This window comes from Nocardia sp. NPDC004278 (assembly GCF_053602975.1).
Map to the genome: position 1 here is coordinate 102,541 of NZ_JBSGEQ010000029.1, position 18,837 is coordinate 121,377.

Sequence of the window (18,837 nt, forward strand, 5' to 3'; positions counted from 1 at the left end):
AGGGATCGACAAATGCGGGGCCGTGATTTCAGGCAGCGCCGATGACGGCTGTGACAGATGCAGGCGGGCAGACCCGGCGTGGTTCGGCGGTCCGGACATTGGCGACCTGCGTCGCGCTCGGCACGGCGATCTGGTTGTCGACCCGATTGCATTGCGCGCCAGCACTGCATCACGCGGCTTTGCTCATCCATCTCGCGTCGCTGGTCCTCGGTTTCGGCGCGGTGCTCGCCGTGGACTACTTCGCGCTAGCGTGGGTGCTGCGGCGCACGCCCCTGCGGGAAATGCTGACCGTCGCCGATCGCCTGCAGCTGCCGATCTGGCTCGGCGTCGTCGGCCTGGTCGCCAGCGGGGTGCTGTTGGAACCGAATATCGCCAACCACACCACGCAAACCAAAATGGCCCTGGTCGTTGTCCTGACCCTGAACGGCCTCCAGGCATCCGCCTTCACCGACCGCATCGCCGCCCGAGGCGGCGTCCTCGACCGCACCCTCATCACCCGAGGCACACTCACCCTGCTGATCTCCCAGGCCTGCTGGTGGGGCGCACTCTGGATCGGCTTCTGGAACACCACCAACCGCACATAGTCACGCCCGCCCGCTCCGGGCTGTAATGAACTACCGCACATGCCCTTTCGATATCCCGAGTGTGGACCCGGTCACCTTGCCGACGGTGGTGGCGTGTAGCCGTCCGGCCACTGCGTGTGCGCGTCGTAGGCAACCCCGAGCAGGTCTGCCCCGGCGAGATCGGCCGAGGTGAGGTTCGCACCGACCAGGTTCGCGTGGCTCGCGTAAGCGCTGCGTTCTGTGGGCGTCCAACCAGTCCTGCTGGTGCGGATTCGCGATGCGGATCGATTCAGTTGGTGCCGGTCAGAGCCACGGTTGCGCCGACTCCGATGATCATCAGACCACCGGTGGCGCCAACGGATTCGAGGCGGCGGGGTGAGCGGACGAACCAGGCTCGGGCGGTGCCCGCCAGCATGGCCCAGGTTCCGTCCGAGAGGATTTGGATGCCGAGGGCTATCGCGCCGAGGGCCAGTAGCTGCAATGGCAGTGGGCCCGCTGACGGTTCGGCGAACTGGGGCAGTACGGCGGCGAAGAAGATGATCGTCTTCGGATTCGTCGCGCCCACGACAACGCCTTGGCGGAACATGCGGCGTGTATCGGTGTCCGGGGTCTCCGAATGCAGCGCCGCGCGCAGACTCTTCCGTTCGCGAATCGCCATGACGCCCAGGTAGATCAGATAGCCCGCGCCGATAATCTTGACGATCGTCAGCAGAACTGCCGATGCCGCGAGCACCACACCCAGGCCCATCGCCACGCCGACCAATGGCACCGCCGCCCCCACCGTGACCCCCAGCACCGACAACAATGCGGTGCGGCGGCCGTGCGCCAAGGCCCGCCCGATCGCGAAAAGCACATTCGGACCGGGAATCACGATAATGATCAGCGCCGCGAGGACGAAGGCGGCCAGGTGAGAGGTGGGCACCATTCATCTGAGCCTACCTCTACCCGCGCGCACATATCGTCAATTGTGGGTCGGAAGGTCCATCAGGACAGCGAAAACCGCTTTGTCCCAATCGGTTCCCTCAGCACCGGTCAGGATCACATCCAGTAGTGGGGCTTTGGCGAGCATTCCGGCACCGTAGTGGCCGGTTTGGCGGGCACTGGCGATCACCGCATAGAGGACGCGCGCGTGGACGGTGCTGCGGGATGCCGTGATTTTGGATCCGCTGGACTGCAGCTCACCCAACCGCGCGTCCACGGCATCGATGACGTCTCGCAGGACCCGAATCTCAATATCTCGAATCTCGTTATCGGTCATGGTCATATCCCGAAGTGGGGAACGTTGGCGGGCACCATCTTTCCACCCTCGACCAGCCGCGCCTTGGCCTGAGCCTTGACCGGACATACGGATAGCGGACATTCCAGGTGAGTTTGCATGAGCCGGACTCACGCCAACAGCGGCAACTGCCCGAAAGTGCGGTTGTGCGTGTCTGCGGTCAGCACAAGGCGCTGACCGCTTGCACTTCGGCGAGTGTTCGCCGCGCGAGTTCACCGAAGTTGTCGCCGTTGGTCGGGTTGCTCCAGCGCTCGTAGGCGAGCTTCCAGGCGAGCGCGCCCAGTTCGGCGGCCACGCGCGCGGTCAGGCCGGGAACGCCGCGGCGCTCGAGCGCGTCGACCATCGCCGCGGTGAGACCGAGCTCCTTCAATGCCTCGCGTTCTCGCAGTTCAGGATTGGCGGCCAGCACTGCCCGCCGCCGAGCACTGAACTCGCGGCGATCGGGTGTGAAGGCTTCGCGCCCGATCACCTCCAGCGCGTGCGCCACCGCTTCGAGCGGTCCGGCCCCGGCCGGCGCCGCGGCGATCCCGTCGACCAGTAGTCCGGTCATCGCACCCCCGCCGAAGAGGACCTCCCGTTTGTCCGGGAAGTGCCGGAAGAAGGTGCTCTTCGTGAGCCCGGCGCGCTCCGCGATCTCGATCACCGTCGTGTTCTCGTAGCCCCGCTCCTCGAACAGCTCGAGGGCAGCGCCGACGAGCCGCTGTGATGCGTTGGGTTGCCAGCGAGCCATGACAAACATAGTACGGGACTTAGTCCCGTCGCTGGGTGTACAGTGATGGGACCAAGTCCCGTTACTGCTTTTTGGAGGTCCCCATGAGCCGAGCCGTCATCTACGAGACGTTCGGAGGTCCCGAGGTGCTGGAGCTGCGGGAGGTTCCCGAGCCACATGCCGGACCGGGCGAGGTCCGCGTCCGCGTCACGGCCGCCGGTCTGAATCCCATGGACTGGGGTATCGCCGCGCAGCCCGAGGCGGCGGCGCAGTTCGGCATCACCGTGCCGTCCGGCTTCGGTTTCGACTTCGCGGGCGTGGTGGACGAAGTCGGCAGCGAAGCAACAGGTTTCGCTGTGGGCGACCGTGTCTACGGCGGCGCGCTGGGTAGGGCCGTCGCCGATTTCGTAGTGGCCGATACGAACGCCGGGACAGCCGAGGCGCTGCTCTGGCATACGCCGGAGAGCATCAGCGACGAGGTGGCGGCCACGCTTCCGGTGGCCGGCATGACCGCGGCCGCCGCGTTGGCGGCGATCGACCTGCGATCCGGCGACACCGTGCTGATCGGCGGCGCCGCGGGAGGTGTGGGTGTTTTCGCCGTGCAGCTCGCGAAGCTCACCGGCGCCCGAGTGCTCGGGACGGCCTCGCAGGGCACGTTCGAGTTCCTGCGTGGATTCGGCGCCGAGCCCGTGACCTACGGCCCCGGACTGGCGGACCGGGTACGCGCCCTGGCTCCCGACGGCGTGAGCGCAGCCACTGACCTGTTCGGCACCGAAACGGCCGAAACCGCTCTCGCACTGGGTGTTCCGCCCGAGCGGATCTCCACGGTCGCCGCGGGTCCCAATCCTCCCGGCGGTGTGCGCGCGACCGGCGGTTTCGACGCGGACCCGGACGCCATGGCGTGGATCACCGGCGCGATCCTCGCCGGCAAGATCACCGTGCCGATCGCCGCGACCTTCCCGATCGAGAAGATCCGCGACGCCGTGACACAGCAAGCCGAACGCCACGTCCACGGCAAGATCGTGATCACGCTATGACCCCGCCTCCACCGTCCGGTCGGAGCCGAACCGCCGGGACGACAACCATCACACCGATTCCAGAAACTGGAGAGATATTCGATATGGGCAAGTATGCGGACAAGAAGGTCGTAATCACGGGCGGCAGTAGCGGTTTGGGCCTGGCCACCGCGCGGTCGCTCGTGGACGAAGGGGCACGCGTGCTGATCACCGGGCGTGACGAGGACAAGCTGGATGCCGCCCGCGACCAGCTCGGCGAGAACGTGATCGCGGTCCGCAGCGACGCGGCGTCATTGTCCGATATCCAGGCCCTGACCGACCGGGTGAAAGCCGAGTTCGGCACGGTCGACGCCCTGTTCGCCAATGCCGGGGTCACCGGCTCCGCACCGTTCGAGGCGACGAGTGCGGAGTTGTTGGACCACCTGCTGACGATCAACGCCAAAGGCCCGTATTTCACGGTGCAGAAACTCGCTCCGCTGCTGGCCGAGGGCAGCGGGGTGGTGCTCACCACCTCGGCCGTCAATGTGCTGGGCCTGCCGATGCTCAGCGCCTACGCGGCCAGCAAGGCGGCACTACGCTCGATGACCCGCAGCCTGGCCCGGGAACTGCTCCCGCGAAAGATCCGCGTCAACGCGGTCAGCCCCGGCCCCATCGACACCGCGATCCCGGACAAGCCAACGCCCCCACAGGTCGCCGAGCAGGCGAAAGCGCTCGCCGCGCAGATCCCCATGCTGCGCCTGGGAACCCCGTCCGAAGTCACCAATGCGGCACTGTTCCTCGCCTTCGACGCCACCTACACCACCGGCGCCGAACTCGCCGTGGACGGCGGCGGCACTCAGCTCTGAGAATCAGCGAGGACCACGGGCCGGAAGTCGGGCAACTCTCGCCATCCCAATTCGCCCACACCAGACCGCATTTGCTTCTGGCTTGCTGATATTCCCCGCGCTGCATCGGATCGACCTAGATCTCGGCCGATGCGGTGACCGGATCACCGGTGCGCCGCTCGGCTTCTCGGTACGTCCGCAGCAAGATGCCGCGAATGTCGCAGATAGCGGTCGCAGCAAAAGGTGTCACCCGCCCAGCCGCCGACTTACTGCACGATATGCAGGTCGGAGCGATAGCCGCTCGCGGCGAAAGAATTTGCCGGTCCGCAATAACAGAGCATCGGGGTGCGCCATAGATCCTGCCACCTATCTTCGGACGGTGTGCACGACTATCGGGCTTCATCAAAACCCACCGGCACGGAATCGCAGAGCCACCTCGCCGAAATAATTTGCTACCGAGTTGCTTGACCAAGATCGACTCTCGAGTTGTGATATTCGGGTGGCACAGCGATGGTGGCAGGAGCTACCGCCGGTGGCGGGCTCATTCGTCATGGCGACCGGAATCGTGTCGGTGGGGCTGCATCTCACCGGATTCGAGGCGGTCTCGTGGCTGGTCTTCGCGCTCGCGGCGGCGGTCTGGGTGCTGCTCGCGGTCGACTTCGGCACGCGGCTGCGGTGGCATCGGCAGCAATGGGAGGCCGAGGCCGATACGCCGCCCGCATTGACCGCGGTCGCGGCGACGACGGTGCTCGGCACCCGATTATCGCTGGCGGGCTGGCAGCTTGCGGCGTGCGCGCTGTTGGCGGTGGCGGCGGTGCTGTGGCCCGGACTGCTGCTCGCGGTGGTGCGGCACTGGAATCACCGGATGCCTGGCGTGGCATTCCTGGTCTGCGTTTCGACGCAGGGGCTCGCCGTACTGGCCGGAACGCTGGCGCAGGCCGAGGTCGGCGATTGGCTCGCGTGGGCTGGTCTGCTGCTCTTCGGGCTGGGTCTGCTGGTGTATGCCGCGGCGTTCGCCCACTTCGAGATTCAGCAGGTGTGGATCGGCGCGGGCGATCAGTGGGTGGCAACCGGCGCGCTGGCGATCTCGGCGCTGGCCGCCGCCAGACTCGTTGCCGCGCACCAGTGGACCGGCCTCCCGCATCAGATGCTTCGGGTGGTGGCACTGATCGTATTGGGCCTCAACCTGTTCGGCTATGCGATCCTGATAGTCGCCGAGGTGATCCGCCCACGACCCGAATACGATATCCGGCGCTGGGCCACTATCTTCCCGCTCGGCATGACCGCTGTCGCCGCACTGGCCGTCGGTACGGCCGTCGATATGTCCGCGCTGGAGACGCTCGGCAAGCTGCTGATGGTGGTCACGGTCGGGGCGTGGGTGCTCACATTCACCGTATTGCTCGCGGACCGAAGGGCATTCGAATCCGATCGGTCCGCGTAATCGGCCCCCGATCAGATTCGCTCGGCCTCCAATACCCAGAACGGCAGCAACAGTGCGCCCGTCTCGTCGGTCTCGAGCTCAACTCCGCGCTCGGTCAACATATCTCGCACTGATTCCGGTGGCATGATCGCCACCATCCGATCGGTGCGCAGCGTATTCAGCGACCAGCCCGGTGGCGCGTAGCTGGTACGCAGTTCGGCCGCACCGATCTGGTGCGGTGCGTACGCCTCGCTGTGTCCCCGGTCCACGAAACAGAATTGGATGAGCCGAGCGCCGGGGCGCATGACGCGATGCAGCGCGGCGATATGATCTCGGCGCTGTTCGGGCGCGAGGCAATGGAACAGCGCACTGCTGATCACCGTGTCGAACCGAGCGTCATAGCCGTCGAGCCGGGTTGCATCGGCGATGGAGAAGATGACGGCCACATCGCGAGCCGCGGCGCGGGCGCGGGCCTCGTCGATCGCGGTGGGCGAGGAATCCAGGCCGACCACCTGATAGCCAAGGCTCGCGAGATAGATGGCGTTATCCCCCGGCCCGCAGCCGATATCGAGGACCTGCCCCGTAATGCGGCCCGCATGCTCGAATTCGACAAGCAGCGGTTGCGGTCTGCCGATATCCCACGGCACCCGACCCATCGGCACGCCTTCGACGACCGTTTTAGCCCGATATGCCTGTTCGAAATCAATTTTTGTCGGATCGAACTGCGATAATGCATCACTTTCGGTCATGAACTCGCCCCTTGCTTCGATGAGAACTACAGGGAACTCGACACAGGTAATGCTAACCGAAAGCGGAGGTTTATTCTCCGCTTTCATGTCGCGTCATCTCCCGCCACGCCGGGCGGCAATCGATTTGAGCTGGTCGCGTAGCGCGTCACTATCGGGCCCGAATACCTGTAGGTCGGTATCGACGACGATCCGGATGGCCCGGCGGGCGAGATCGCGCCCCTCCGCGGTCACCTCGATGCGCAGGATTCTTGCGTCATCGGAATCCGGGCGACGGACCAGCAGGGCGCGATCTTCCAGGACGCGGATGACCCGAGACCCCATCATCCGGTCCGCGCCCGCCATATCCACAACTTGCTGCTGAGTCGGTAGCTCCGCATCCTGTCTGCCGAGCCAGCCCGCGGAGGCGAGCAAATTGAACTGCGTCAGCGTGAGGCCGAGCGGGCGGAGGTTGCGTTCCACGGTGGCGCGCCACTCCAGCGCTGCGTGGTGCAGCCAGAACCCGGGGCTCATCAGCGGGCCCCGCGGTTCAGCCACGTTCGAGCTCCTGCGTCGCACCCGCCAGTCGTCGCGCCTCGACCTCCAGCGCCGCGATGGTCAGATGCATATCGGCGCGGATGCCGCGCTCCCAGATCAATCGGAAGATCGGCCGGAACGGACCGTGCACCTCCATCCGCTTCCCGACCCGCACCGTCCCGTCGCCGAGCGGTTCATAGGTGTAATGGCCGCGAATCTTGCCGAACGGAATTCCGGCCTCACTGGTCCATGAACGTCCCGGCTCGACCGCGATGATGGTGAACGGACCGGCTGGCGCGCCTTTGGGTTTCACCCAGCCGGTCGTCCCCGGCGCGAACACCCCGTCGATCCGAGCCTTCTCCTCATGCGGATCCCAGGACGGCCAGTTGGCGACATCGGTGGCCGCCTGCCAGATCTCCTCGATCCCTCCGGTGATTACGGCTTGTTCGTGAATCACATACATCGGAACACTCCCTGACTCCGCCAGCGGCGGCAACTTGTTGTTGCAACAACAGTATCTGTTGTCGCAACAACAAGTCAATGGTTCGGCCAGGATTTCGCACGCACTACATCCCGCGGCGGGTTCGGCGGTAGCGTCGCAGCGATGAGCAGACTTCAGGTCGCCATCGTCGGATACGGTTTGGCGGGATCGGTCTTCCATGCGCCGCTGATCGCTGCGCAGCCGCGCATGCGGGTGGCGGCGGTGGTCACGGGATCGCCGGAACGGGCCGAGCAGGCGCGACGCGAACATCCCGGGGTGCGGGTGGCGCCGAGCGCGGAGGCATTGTTCGCCGATATCGCCGATATCGACCTGGTGGTCATCGCGACGCCCAATCGGACGCACGCGCCACTGGCGCGGCAGGCGTTGGACACCGGGTTGCCGGTGGTCGTCGACAAACCGTTCGCGGTGAGCGTGGCCGAGGGCGAGGATCTGATCGCGCGGGCCGAGCGCGCCGGTGTCGCGTTGTCGGTATTCCAGAATCGGCGCTGGGACGGCGATTTCCTGACAGTGCAGCGGCTGATTGCGGACGGGCGACTCGGCGATGTGCGCCGGTTCGAATCCCGGTTCGAGCGGTGGCGGCCGGTGCCGAAGGGCGGCTGGCGCGAGGTCGGTTCCGCCGACGAGGGCGCCGGTCTGCTGTTCGATCTCGGCAGCCATCTCATCGACCAGGCGGTGACGCTCTTCGGTCCGGTGCGCTCGGTATACGGCGAGTTGGATCGGCGACGGCCCGGCATCCAGACCGATGACGACGCGTTCGTCGCACTCACCCACACTTCGGGCGTGCGGTCACACTTATGGATGAGCGCGGTTACACCGCAGTTGGGGCCTCGTTTTCGGGTACTCGGTTCCGAATCCGGTTACGTCACTTATGGATTGGACCCCCAGGAGGAGGCGCTGCGTTCGGGCCGCCGGCCCGATGACAGTGACCGACCTTGGGGCACCGTCGAACCCGAACGATGGGGCGTGCTCGGCGCCGAACCGGCCGTCGAACCCGTCGCGACGCTCGCGGGCGACTACCCCGCGTTCTACTCCGGCATGGCCGCCGCGATCCTCGACGGCGCACCCGTTCCGGTCGACCCGCGCGATGCCGTCACCACCCTGCGACTGCTCGACGCCGCCCGACTATCGGCGAGCCGCGGCGAGGCCGTCACCGCCTGATCCGCTCACGACCAAGCAGCGAAGCTCACCGTCGCCGGATAAGGTGCGGCGGTGCAAACAGCGGAATTCGTCGAGCACGGCGCCTCCATCGCGGACCGGCTCACCACAACCCAGGCAGCACCACCGTGGTGGTTGGTTCTCGCGACAGCGGCGGCGGCGTTGATTCTCGTCGGATACAGCCCGCTGTGGCGGGTCACCCGCAATGTGGTCACCATCGCGCACGAGGGTGGTCACGCGCTCACCGCGCTGCTGACCGGTCGCCGACTCAACAGCATCACCCTGCATTCCGACACCTCCGGCCTGACCGTATCGAGCGGAAAACCCTACGGCCTCGGCATGATTCTCACCGCGATGGCGGGCTACCCATCGCCACCGCTGCTGGGTCTCGGCTTCGCCGCGCTACTGGGTGCCAACCGCATCACGCTGATGCTGTGGACCGCGATCGCCCTGCTCGCCGCCGTGCTGATCAAGGTGCGCAACGTCTACGGACTGCTGACGGTATTCGGCTTGGGCGCCATCGTGTTCGCCGTGTCCTGGTTCGGAACCGATACGGTGCAAGCGGGTTTCGCCTACCTCGGCGCGTGGTTCCTGCTGCTCGCAGGCACCCGGCCGGTCATCGAACTGCAACGTGGCCGGGTTCGGCGCTGGAATATGCCGCAGGGCGCGGATTCCGATGCCGATCAGCTCGCCCGGCTCACTCATCTGCCCGGATTGCTCTGGGTGTTCGTCTTCGGCGCGATCGCCGTCGCCGCGCTGGTCGGCGGCGCGCTGCTGCTGTCCGAGGCCGCGGGCGTGTGCATTCCCAATGTCTCCGACGCCACCTGCACGGCACCGGCCTTGTCGGGCCGATAGATCTGGTACGCCGCAAGGCAGAGCGCGAGCCACAGTGCGCCCATACACCAGCCGCCGAGAATATCGGTGGGCCAGTGCACGCCCAGATACCATCGGGAAAGGCCAACGGCCCCAACGAACACCGCCGCGACAATGACCGTGATCCGGCGGGTGGCCGGGCGATGCGGTCGCGAAAGTACCACCGCGACAAGGACTCCGATCACCACAATCGAGCCGAGACTATGTCCGGACGGAAAGGCCTGATTGGTCTCGGTGACGAGATGGTCGGCCGCGGGCGGGCGGCTGCGGCCGATCAGGTGCTTGCCGACCACGACGAGCACTCCGGCGCCCCCGGTGGCGACACCGACCAGCACCGCCTCCGCCCACCGCCGACGCCAGGCCAGCCCGAGACACAGCACCACCGCCAACGTCGTCATCGGCAGCGTGCCGCCCAGATCGCTGATCCCGATCGCGACCGGCGTCACCACCGCGGCACGGTGCTCGACGATCCAATCGGTTCCCGGCCGGTCGATCACGGTGACACCGTCGTGGCCGAGGACGCTGACCGTGATGCCGACGACCACTGCGGCCAGCACTGCGATACCCCAGACCGGAACGGGGAGCGGCGGCGCGTGGCGATTCGTCATTCCAACACGATTGCAGATCGGCGCTGAGAAGTTGCTGAGTGTTCTCCTGCGGAAATGCTGGACACGCCGATCCGATGTCGTAGTGTGTTGGCCGTGAATCGATGGCCGGACCATGCCAGCACCGGGCCGGACGAGCACTCTCCAGTGGCGGAGTTGGCTCGTGCGCTGATCGACGCCGTATGCGACTCCGTCGCAGGCTGGCTGCATCCGATCGCGGGTGCGGCGACGGTTCCACTGCTGCTGATCATTCCGCTGATCATCATCGGTATCGCCTGGCTGGCCGCAATACGCCTCGGGCGCAGCCGCACGCACTCCGACCGGACCTGAGCTAGTTCGACTCCCATGCCGTGACCGCTTCGCGGACCAGTTCGGCGGGATCCTTCGTCGCATCGACGGTGACACCGAGCTCGTCGCAAGCCAATGGCTGCAATGCCGCGAGCTGCGAATCGAGCAGCGTCGATGGCATGAAATGGCCGCGGCGCTCAGCCATTCGCCGGGCAAGTTCCGCACGCGATGCGGCCAGATGGACGAAGAACGCCCCTGGCGCCGCCGCACGCAGCCGATCGCGGTAACTCCGCTTGAGCCCCGAGCAGCTGACCACGCCGCCGCGCTCCTGCCGCTCCCCCAGCCAGGCCGCCACGATATCGAGCCACGGCGCGCGATCGGAATCCGTCAGCGGCACCCCGGCCGCCATCTTCGCGATATTGGCGGCCGGATGGAAGGCGTCACCCTCGGCGTATTCGATGTGCAGCGTGTCGGCCAACAGCGCACCGACCGTGGACTTTCCGCATCCGGAGACACCCATCACGACGATGACCGGCGCTGCCGACCGTTCGGGCCCACCCATCACCCGGCCACCACCCCTCATCTCAATGGACCTCCGCACTCATTCGGCCGGGCACGCGCCGACGACTCCTCGAGCTTTCGACCCTAGCGGTAGGGAGCAAACTCCCGGCTCACTAGGACGCCACCAGGACAAAGGTTTTCGCGGCCTTATCGTGCCAGCCCTGACGGGCGAGCTTGTCGAAGTAGGGCGACAACGCACACAGCACGCCCCAGACGGCGCAGACCACACTCGGCAGGACGAGGGCGGCCCAGCGGGTGCCTGCGGCCACAGCGCCGATGCCCTCCCCCGGCGCGGCCGCGGTATCGGCACGCACGACACGGATGCCGAGCACCTTCTTTCCGAAGGTCGCGCCCTGGGTCGCGGTCAGGCCGACCTCGTAGGCAATGCTGGCGACCAAGCCGAGCAGCACGACGAGCAGTGCGGTGCCGACGCCGATGCCGGCTTCGGTTTCGGTGGCGAATTCGCTCGATGAGTCCGCGCTCACAACGACGACCGCGGCGACGATGCCGATCGGAATGCCGACGATGACGGTGTCGATGAGCCGCGCGCCCAGCCGGGATCCCATGCCCGCGAGCCGATATCGACCGGAGGGGATGGTGAGATAAGCGGTGCCGGGCGTGCTCAAAGATTCCCCTTCGGTGTGATTGGTGGCGGTCCGGGGCCTGCGGCGGGAACAGGAGTCTGCCCGCCGAACTCCCCTCCACATGGCCCGGCCGATATGATTCCCATTCCCGCACGCCATTCCGGACCTCGATTTCCGGATGGTTCGCCGGAGCAAGCCGACGACCGAACGCTATGCGGCGGGCCGGGCACGCAGCTACCGATCGGCCGGCCGAGTGTCGTATCCGCGCAGTTCACGGGCTCACACCGAAATTCCGGACCGGAATGCCGGAATGTCGGACCAGCCCGGTTGCGGTAACTTGATGCCTCGGAACAGGCCGGGATGGCGCGGGAGGGGAATTCGGTGACGACTTCGGTCAGGGCGCTGGTCGCCGCTGGGCTCATCGTTTTGGCAATGCCCGGCACCGCGCGCGCCGAGGAGCCGGTCGATATCTTGCAGGCGGGCGCCGACGCCGCCGTCGCGAGCGGCTTCCCGGGCGTCATCGGATTGGTCCGCAATGGTTCCGAAACGCGCTATGTGCACGCCGGCTACGGCGAGCTGTCCACCCGAACCGCCGCCGACCCAGCCGCGCAGTTCCGCATCGGGAGCTTCACGAAAGCATTTGTGGCAGTAGTGCTACTGCAACTGGAAGCCGAACATCGGCTCTCCCTCGACGACCCCATCGACAGATGGATTCCCGGCGCGGTACCCGACAGTGCGGGTATCACCGTCCGCCAACTGCTCAACCACACCTCAGGGCTGCCGGAGTACGCCGACGATCCACGGATCTCGCTGCCCTACTTCGCCGGGTTCGACCCGCTACCGGCTCACTCGCCGCAGTCACTTGTCGATATCGCGATGCAGCGAGCCCGAACCGGGGCACCGGGCGAGCGGTTCGCTTACACCAACACCAACTACATCGTCGCCGGCATGGTGATCACCGCCGTCACCGGCCGGCACCCGGCCGATGAAGTGCGCGAACGCATTATCGAACCACTGCAGTTGCGCGACACCACCTTTCCCGTCACCGACCCGAATCTGCACGGCAACCGGCTGCACGGCTACACCTGGCACCGCGATATCCCGGTCACCGACCCACAGATCTACGGTGCGGCGGGCGCGATGGTCTCCACCCTCGACGATTTCGCCACCCTCGCCCGCGCCCTGTTCTCCGGCCGCCTGCTGCCACCCGAACAGCAGGCCGAACTCACCACGACCGTGCCGACAGAGCACAGCGGCAACGACTACGGACTCGGCATCATGCACACGCAGACACCCTGCGGTCCGGCTTGGGCCTACATCGGCCGGGTACTCGGCTACGACAGCCGGATCATCGCCAGCGAGGACGGCAGCCGCGTCGTGCTGCTCACCGTGAACGAATTCCACCTGCTCGCCGACGACACACGCGACGAAATGCTCGGCGGCGCCGCCGTACGAACCTTCTGTGCACGCTGATCAGCAGGGCGGTCGGTAGGCCATCCGCGGCATATGCGCCTGCCACACCTCGCGGGTCAGCACCGCGCGGCCGACATCGCAGATGCGCGCGATCGCGTGCTGCGGATCCAGATCCCACATGCTCATCACCCCGTTGCCGGTGCCGACCAGATAGCGGCCCGCCGGATCGAAGGCCAACTGCCACGTCGTGGTGCTCGGCACGGTGATGGAGTGGCCGAGCGGTTTCGGATGTCCGCGGTCGGTGAAATCCCACAGACGCACCGTGGAATCCGCACTCGAGGTCGCCATCGTCGCGCTGTCCGGGCTGAAGTCGACCGAGAGCACGTTCAAACCGTGTGTGGCGATGGGCTCACCGAGTTTGCGTACCCTGGCGGGCTCGGTGATATCCCAGACCTGCAGGGTGTCGGCGGCGAGACTGACCAGGGTCTTACCGTCCGGCGTCATGCCGATCCAGCCGAACGGTTTGGCCGATTCGCTCGCAAGCTCGCTGACCACACGCGGTTCGGCCGGATTCGACAGATCCCAGAGCCGGATCACATACCCGATCTGTCCGGAAACCGTGCGATCCGAGGCCATCGTCGCCATCAGCTCGTCCCGCGCACCGTACATGGCGAACGCGCCCCACCCTCCGGTGGACAGCGGCATCCGGTTACCGAGCGGGACCGGATGCGCGGGGTCGACCAGATCCCACACCTGGAACGAAAAGGCGGCATCGGATGCGATGGTCCACAGATAGCGACCGCCCGGACTGAACATCGCGGCGAAGACGCCGGGCAGCTCCGCTATCGTCCGCGCGTGGGCGGCATCGCTGACATCGTGCAGCAGGACCCGAGGCGGCGTCCCGACAGTCGAGGCCACCGTGCGCCCGTCGCGGCTTAGCGAGGCGCCAGCCGCGTACAGCTCGGTGGGGCCGGGCCCGAGATCGGCCAATTTGCGCAGGATCGCGCGGTCACCCACATCCCACAGCTCGGTCTGGCCATTGATCGCGCCGGTCACCATGGTGCCCTCGGCGCTGAACGCGGGCGGTACCGGCAACCACCCGAACCGTCCGCCGAGGACGGCTGGTGCCAGCGACCAGAACCGGACCACGCCGAGCGCTCCGGCAGCCGCGACGGTATGCCCGTCCGGACCGAAGGCCAGCGAGTTCTGCGCGTCCTGACAGACCACCATGGTACTGACCTCGGGGCATGGCGACGACGATGCCAGCAGCGGTTCACCCAGCGGCGTCGCGGCGGCGCGGTCGGCGATATTCCAGACCGTCACGCCGGTGCGATTGCCGGTCGCCAGGGTGTCCCCGTCCGGACTGAATGCCAGCGATCGCACCGCCGATTTGGTCGCCGCGAGCAACGAAGTGCGCAGGACCGGCCGGAGCGGATCGGCGAGATCCCACAGTCCGACGGTCGCATCACCGCGGTTCTCCGACCACGCCGAGTCGCCACCGCTGCCGACCGCCAGGGTGACACCATCGGGGCCGACCGCCACCGCTCGCACCGGCCGCGCCGGTATCGAAATCGGCGCGCCGAGCGGTTTCGGGGCGCCGCCGACGGTCAGCAGTTGGATCGCGTCGTCGTAGGCGACGGCGAGCCAGGATCCCCCGGGGTGGAATGCCATCGATCGGATCTGCTGTGGAATCAGCAGTGGCGCACCGATTCTCATCGGCACTGCCGGATTCTGCAAATTCCACAGCGTGACGGCGCGATTGTTGTCGGCCGCCGCCATGATCCGTCCGCTGGGGCCGAAGACCACCTGGGTCACCCCGCCGCCGGTCGGGCGCGCAACCAGGACCGGATGCCGCGGGTCTTCGACACTCCAGAGCTGCAATGCGTAGCCGCAGGCCGCGGCCAGGAGTTTTCCGTCCGGGCTGAATGTCACCGAGATCGCCGCGCCATCGCAGTTCAGCGGTGTACCCATCGGCTGTGGATGCGCTCGATCGGCGAGACCCCAGAGCCGGACGGTGCCGTCCTCGCCCGCGGAGGCCAGCAGTGCGCCGCCCGGCTGATACGCGACTTGGTTGACCGCGCCCGCGTGGCCGGTCAGCGGCGTCGCCAGCGGCAGGTTCTGCGTGCTCAGCAGCCGCGAATTCACTTCCGGGTCATCGGGTTTGAGGCGATGGGCGACCAGGTCCAGTTGGGCCGACAAGGTCGGGTCGGTACTGCGCAGACTCTCCGACTCGGTGAGCAGCGCCGACAGCAGGGCATTGTCCTGCTGTTCGTCCTTCAATCTGACTTGGCCGTACGCGGCGATGCCCAGCACGAGCACGCCGACGCCGAGCAGTGCGAGCACCATGCGGGTCGCGGCGGCCCAGCGTCGCGATGTAGTGCGGGAAAGCTGTGCGGCGGTGAGGAATTCGGCTACGGTCTCGGTGGCCGGATGCCGGTCCGCGGCTTCCTGCGCCGTCGCCAGCCGGGTGCCGCGGTACAGCAGCGCCGGATCGCTGCCTGAGGAGACCCAGTCCGCCGCATCGGCTTCCAGCCGTTGGCGCACCAGGTAGCCGACGCGGTCCTCCTCGATCCAGGCCCGCAGGCGGGGCCAGGCCCGCAGCACGATTTCGTGAGTGAAGTAGACGCTGTCGGCATCGGAGGTGACCAGCCTGGCATGGACCAGCGTCTCCAGGACCGCATCGGCTGCCTCGGAATCCACTGCCCGGGTGAGCAATTCGGCGCGGGCCGCGCGACGCCTGGTGTCGTGACCATCGGGTCCGACGCTGACCAGGCTCAGCAGCAGCGACTTCGCCTCGATCTGCTGGGCGACGGTGAGTCCGGCCCAGGCCTGTTCGGCGGTCGCGGCGACCGAACCCGTGACGCCGCCCGCCTTGCGGTATCCGGCCACGGTCAGGCGAAGTCGTTCCCGATGTTCCCAGGTCGCCGCCATGACATGAGAGAGCAGCGGCAGCGCGCCGGGATCGTAGCTGCGCCGGTTCTGATGATCGCCGAGACCGCACAGTTCGGTGACCACCAACTCGACCGATCCGGGTTCGAGTTCGAGGCCCGCCGCGGCGGCCGGGCCGGTAATGGCCTCGGACAGTTCGCTCAGGCGCATCGGACCGAGTACGTAGCCGCGATTGTTCAGCACGTCCTCGAGGATCGGGTAGTCGAGGCATGGTGCGTAGAAATCGGCTCGGATAGCCAAAGCTACTGTTGCCCATCGCTTTTCATGCGGCCCGGCCAGTGCTGCCAGCTCGGTCAGGAAATCCTCGCGTTCCTGCTCGTCCTGGCAGGCGGTGAACAGCTCCTCGAACTGGTCCACGATCAGCACACCGTATTTGCCGATCGCCCAGGCATCCCCCACCGCTTCCGCCAGCGCGGCCTGTGGTCGCGCACCGGGGGTGAGAGTCGTGATCTGCCAATCCTTTTCGATCCTGCGGACGGCCGGGATCAAGCCCGCGTGCAGCAACGAGGATTTGCCCGCGCCCGATGCGCCGACCAGGGCGACAATGCCGCCCCCGGTCGCCGCATCGAGCGTGCTCAACATCAACTCGATGAATTCGGTGGTGGCCCGGCCGCGGCCGAAAAACCATGCGGCGTCATCGGATTGATAGGCGGTCAGGCCCCGATAGGGGCAGACCGCACTGGCCGGATCGGTCTCCGGCTTCCAGGTGACGGCCGCATGCCACAGCCGCCGCCACTGCGGCAGATCCACCAGCACACGGTCCACCGGCGTGGCCGACGTCGTGCTCAGATCGATGAGCGTCAGCAGAACCGGCAGCAGCGTCTCGAACTGCGCGGGCACATTGCGGCCCGAGCGCCAGTCACTGATCCGCTGCAGCGATGCCGCACTCCCCTTGACGGGTCCGCGGGTGGCCTTCATCCGCGCCTCGGCCGCGCTGGCCACCTGCCGCAGCTTCGGATTGCCCGCGGCCTCGAACAGGCTCATCAGGCGCTGGGCGAATACCGTCCTCGGCGATGCCTTCCGTAGCTCGGATTCCGATTCGACCGCGCCAACCACGGGCCAATGATAGGTGGCGCACGCACAGACCATCTGCAAGATCAATTTCGGGCACCATGGTAGGCATGGAGCTACGCATCTTCACCGAACCACAGCAGGGTGCCAGTTATGACACGCTGCTCACCGTCGCCAAGGCCACCGAGGATCTGGGATTCGACGCGTTCTTCCGCTCCGACCACTATCTGGCCATGGGCGGCGCCGACGGCCTGCCCGGCCCGACCGACGCCTGGATCACACTGGCCGGACTGGCCAGGGAGACCAAGCACATCCGGCTCGGCACCCTGGTCACCGCCGCCACCTTCCGGCTGCCCGGACCGCTGGCCATCCAGGTCGCCCAGGTCGATCAAATGTCCGGCGGCCGAGTCGAACTCGGCCTCGGCAGCAGCTGGTTCGCCGATGAACACACCGCCTATGGCATCCCGTTCCCGCAGGACAAATTCACCAGGTTCGAAGAACAGCTCGCGATCATCACCGGACTGTGGGCGAGCAAGGTCGGCGACAAATTCACCTTCGACGGACAGCACTATCAGCTCACCGACTCTCCCGCGCTACCGAAGCCGGTACAGGATTCGGTGCCGATCCTGATCGGCGGACACGGCGCCACCCGAACCCCGCGCCTGGCGGCCACCTACGCAACCGAATTCAATATGCCCTTCGGCTCCATCGAGGACAGCGCCCGCCAATTCGACCGCGTCCGCGCCGCCGTCGCGGCCCGCGGCCGCCGCGCCGACGATCTGGTCTATTCCAATGCCCTGGTGGCCTGTGTCGGCGCCTCTGACGCCGAGGTGGCCCGCCGCGCCGACGCCATCGGCCGCGAGGTAGCTGAACTGAAGACCAATGGGCTCGCGGGCTCCCCTGCCGAGGTGGTCGACAAGATTGCCCGCTACGCCGAGATCGGCGCCTCCCGCATCTACCTCCAGATCCTCGACCTCGACGACCTGGCCCACCTCGAACTCATTGCGGCCGAGGTGTTGTCACAGCTATAGATCGTCCACGGTGGCGGATTCGGTGCGGGACAGGTTGATTCCCAGATTCGCGGCCGCCCGATCGATCTCATCGTCTTCGGCGTCGCGCATTTCGATCGCGGCGCCTTCGGCGGAGAGCACCTCGACATTGAGGCACAGTGACTGGAGTTCCTTGAGAAGCACCTTGAACGATTCCGGGATGCCCGGCTCCGGAATGTTCTCGCCCTTGACGATCGCCTCGTACACCTTGACGCGGCCAGCGATGTCGTCGGATTTGATGGTGAGCAGTTCCTGCAGCGTGTAGGCAGCGCCGTAGGCCTGCATGGCCCAGCACTCCATTTCACCGAAGCGCTGACCACCGAACTGTGCCTTACCACCGAGCGGCTGCTGGGTGATCATCGAGTACGGACCGGTCGAACGGGCGTGGATCTTGTCGTCGACCAAGTGGTGCAGCTTCAGGATGTACATGTAGCCCACCGCGACCGGGTACGGGAACGGCTCACCGGAACGGCCGTCGAACAGCGTCGACTTGCCGTTGTCGTCGACCATGCGCTCACCATCGCGGTTCGGCAGGGTCGAGGACAGCAGACCGGTCAGTTCCTCTTCGCGGGCACCGTCGAACACCGGGGTGGCGATGTTGGAATCGGCCGGAGCCGCCAGCATCTCCTCCGGCAGCGCCTTGGCCCAGTCCGGGCGGTCGCCGTCCGCACCGACGCCGACATCCCAGCCCGCCTTGCCGATCCACCCGAGGTGGGTCTCCAAGATCTGGCCGATGTTCATACGACGCGGCACACCATGGGTGTTCAGGATGATGTC

General features: G+C 66.7%; 20 protein-coding genes and 1 pseudogene. 9 read left to right on the plus strand and 12 right to left on the minus strand.

The features are described 5' to 3' along the window. Positions 1-41 precede the first annotated feature (41 nt). Positions 42-584 (plus strand): hypothetical protein, encoded by a 543-nt coding sequence (locus tag ACWEO2_RS33670; RefSeq protein ID WP_452409032.1) that lies wholly within the window; start codon positions 42-44, stop codon positions 582-584. A gap of 71 nt (positions 585-655) precedes the next feature. Here the strand turns inward: ACWEO2_RS33670 and ACWEO2_RS33675 are convergent, their stop codons facing one another. The 4 genes from ACWEO2_RS33675 to ACWEO2_RS33690 all read right to left on the minus strand — a co-directional run bounded on the left by ACWEO2_RS33675 (position 656) and on the right by ACWEO2_RS33690 (position 2,569). After that, positions 656-955, minus strand: a complete 300-nt coding sequence (locus ACWEO2_RS33675; RefSeq protein ID WP_452409052.1) for a pentapeptide repeat-containing protein — start codon at positions 953-955, stop codon at positions 656-658. Next, positions 853-1,488, minus strand: a complete 636-nt coding sequence (locus ACWEO2_RS33680) for a LysE family translocator (RefSeq protein WP_452409033.1) — start codon at positions 1,486-1,488, stop codon at positions 853-855. Before ACWEO2_RS33680 ends, ACWEO2_RS33675 begins: the two co-directional genes overlap by 103 nt. Before the next feature lie 36 nt (positions 1,489-1,524). Further along, positions 1,525-1,821, minus strand: a complete 297-nt coding sequence (locus ACWEO2_RS33685) for a hypothetical protein (protein ID WP_452409034.1) — start codon at positions 1,819-1,821, stop codon at positions 1,525-1,527. Positions 1,822-1,999: 178 nt separating this feature from the next. Beyond that, positions 2,000-2,569 (minus strand): TetR/AcrR family transcriptional regulator, encoded by a 570-nt coding sequence (locus ACWEO2_RS33690; protein ID WP_452409035.1) that lies wholly within the window; start codon positions 2,567-2,569, stop codon positions 2,000-2,002. 83 nt (positions 2,570-2,652) lie between these two features. Between ACWEO2_RS33690 and ACWEO2_RS33695 the strand changes: the two genes are divergently transcribed. The 3 genes from ACWEO2_RS33695 to ACWEO2_RS33705 all read left to right on the plus strand — a co-directional run bounded on the left by ACWEO2_RS33695 (position 2,653) and on the right by ACWEO2_RS33705 (position 5,829). Then, on the plus strand, positions 2,653-3,585 hold the full coding sequence (locus tag ACWEO2_RS33695; RefSeq protein ID WP_452409036.1) for an NADP-dependent oxidoreductase: 933 nt from the start codon (positions 2,653-2,655) through the stop codon (positions 3,583-3,585). An 83-nt stretch (positions 3,586-3,668) separates the two neighbouring features. Next, positions 3,669-4,409: an SDR family oxidoreductase gene (locus ACWEO2_RS33700; RefSeq protein ID WP_452409037.1), complete on the plus strand. Its 741-nt coding sequence runs from the start codon at positions 3,669-3,671 to the stop codon at positions 4,407-4,409. Between the two features lie 478 nt (positions 4,410-4,887). Then, a complete protein-coding gene (locus ACWEO2_RS33705; RefSeq protein ID WP_452409038.1) occupies positions 4,888-5,829 on the plus strand; it encodes a tellurite resistance/C4-dicarboxylate transporter family protein in 942 nt (313 codons plus the stop codon). Between the two features lie 11 nt (positions 5,830-5,840). Here the strand turns inward: ACWEO2_RS33705 and ACWEO2_RS33710 are convergent, their stop codons facing one another. The 3 genes from ACWEO2_RS33710 to ACWEO2_RS33720 form a co-directional block, all read right to left on the minus strand. Continuing rightward, positions 5,841-6,557 (minus strand): class I SAM-dependent methyltransferase, encoded by a 717-nt coding sequence (locus tag ACWEO2_RS33710; protein WP_452409039.1) that lies wholly within the window; start codon positions 6,555-6,557, stop codon positions 5,841-5,843. A gap of 93 nt (positions 6,558-6,650) precedes the next feature. Beyond that, positions 6,651-7,091 carry a MarR family winged helix-turn-helix transcriptional regulator gene (locus tag ACWEO2_RS33715; protein ID WP_452409040.1) on the minus strand — a complete coding sequence of 147 codons (441 nt, stop codon included), beginning with the start codon at positions 7,089-7,091 and terminating at the stop codon, positions 6,651-6,653. After that, positions 7,084-7,533 carry an SRPBCC family protein gene (locus tag ACWEO2_RS33720; protein ID WP_452409041.1) on the minus strand — a complete coding sequence of 150 codons (450 nt, stop codon included), beginning with the start codon at positions 7,531-7,533 and terminating at the stop codon, positions 7,084-7,086. The genes ACWEO2_RS33715 and ACWEO2_RS33720 overlap by 8 nt, the downstream gene beginning before the upstream one ends. Before the next feature lie 141 nt (positions 7,534-7,674). On the opposite strand from ACWEO2_RS33720, the gene ACWEO2_RS33725 reads away from it, so the two are divergent. After that, positions 7,675-8,730 carry a Gfo/Idh/MocA family protein gene (locus ACWEO2_RS33725; RefSeq protein WP_452409042.1) on the plus strand — a complete coding sequence of 352 codons (1,056 nt, stop codon included), beginning with the start codon at positions 7,675-7,677 and terminating at the stop codon, positions 8,728-8,730. A 51-nt stretch (positions 8,731-8,781) separates the two neighbouring features. Beyond that, entirely contained in the window at positions 8,782-9,582 is an 801-nt protein-coding gene (locus ACWEO2_RS33730) for a M50 family metallopeptidase (RefSeq protein ID WP_452409043.1), read from the plus strand. Between the two features lie 17 nt (positions 9,583-9,599). On the opposite strand, the pseudogene ACWEO2_RS33735 reads toward ACWEO2_RS33730, so the two are convergent. Then, positions 9,600-10,415, minus strand: a pseudogene (locus ACWEO2_RS33735) (phosphatase PAP2 family protein); the annotation flags it as partial. On the opposite strand from ACWEO2_RS33735, the gene ACWEO2_RS33740 reads away from it, so the two are divergent. Next, positions 10,302-10,535, plus strand: coding sequence for a hypothetical protein (locus ACWEO2_RS33740; protein ID WP_452409053.1), 234 nt, complete (start codon positions 10,302-10,304; stop codon positions 10,533-10,535). The pseudogene ACWEO2_RS33735 and the gene ACWEO2_RS33740 sit on opposite strands and share 114 nt — an antisense overlap. Before the next feature lies 1 nt (position 10,536). On the opposite strand, the gene ACWEO2_RS33745 is transcribed toward ACWEO2_RS33740, so the two are convergent. Both ACWEO2_RS33745 and ACWEO2_RS33750 read right to left on the minus strand, forming a co-directional pair. Then, positions 10,537-11,076 (minus strand): gluconokinase, encoded by a 540-nt coding sequence (locus ACWEO2_RS33745; protein ID WP_452409044.1) that lies wholly within the window; start codon positions 11,074-11,076, stop codon positions 10,537-10,539. A 91-nt stretch (positions 11,077-11,167) separates the two neighbouring features. Then, a complete protein-coding gene (locus ACWEO2_RS33750) occupies positions 11,168-11,680 on the minus strand; it encodes an RDD family protein (RefSeq protein ID WP_452409045.1) in 513 nt (170 codons plus the stop codon). A 339-nt stretch (positions 11,681-12,019) separates the two neighbouring features. Here ACWEO2_RS33750 and ACWEO2_RS33755 point away from each other — a divergent pair, with 339 nt between their 5' ends. Then, positions 12,020-13,111, plus strand: coding sequence for a serine hydrolase domain-containing protein (locus ACWEO2_RS33755; RefSeq protein ID WP_452409046.1), 1,092 nt, complete (start codon positions 12,020-12,022; stop codon positions 13,109-13,111). Here the strand turns inward: ACWEO2_RS33755 and ACWEO2_RS33760 are convergent, their stop codons facing one another. After that, entirely contained in the window at positions 13,112-17,056 is a 3,945-nt protein-coding gene (locus ACWEO2_RS33760) for an nSTAND1 domain-containing NTPase (protein WP_452409047.1), read from the minus strand. 65 nt (positions 17,057-17,121) lie between these two features. On the opposite strand from ACWEO2_RS33760, the gene ACWEO2_RS33765 reads away from it, so the two are divergent. Continuing rightward, complete coding sequence (locus ACWEO2_RS33765; protein WP_452409048.1) at positions 17,122-18,042, plus strand: LLM class F420-dependent oxidoreductase; 921 nt, start codon at positions 17,122-17,124, stop codon at positions 18,040-18,042. Here the strand turns inward: ACWEO2_RS33765 and ACWEO2_RS33770 are convergent. Then, a partial coding sequence (locus ACWEO2_RS33770) for a DNA-directed RNA polymerase subunit beta (protein ID WP_452409049.1) occupies positions 18,037-18,837 on the minus strand: 801 nt, incomplete at its 5' end. The genes ACWEO2_RS33765 and ACWEO2_RS33770 overlap by 6 nt on opposite strands.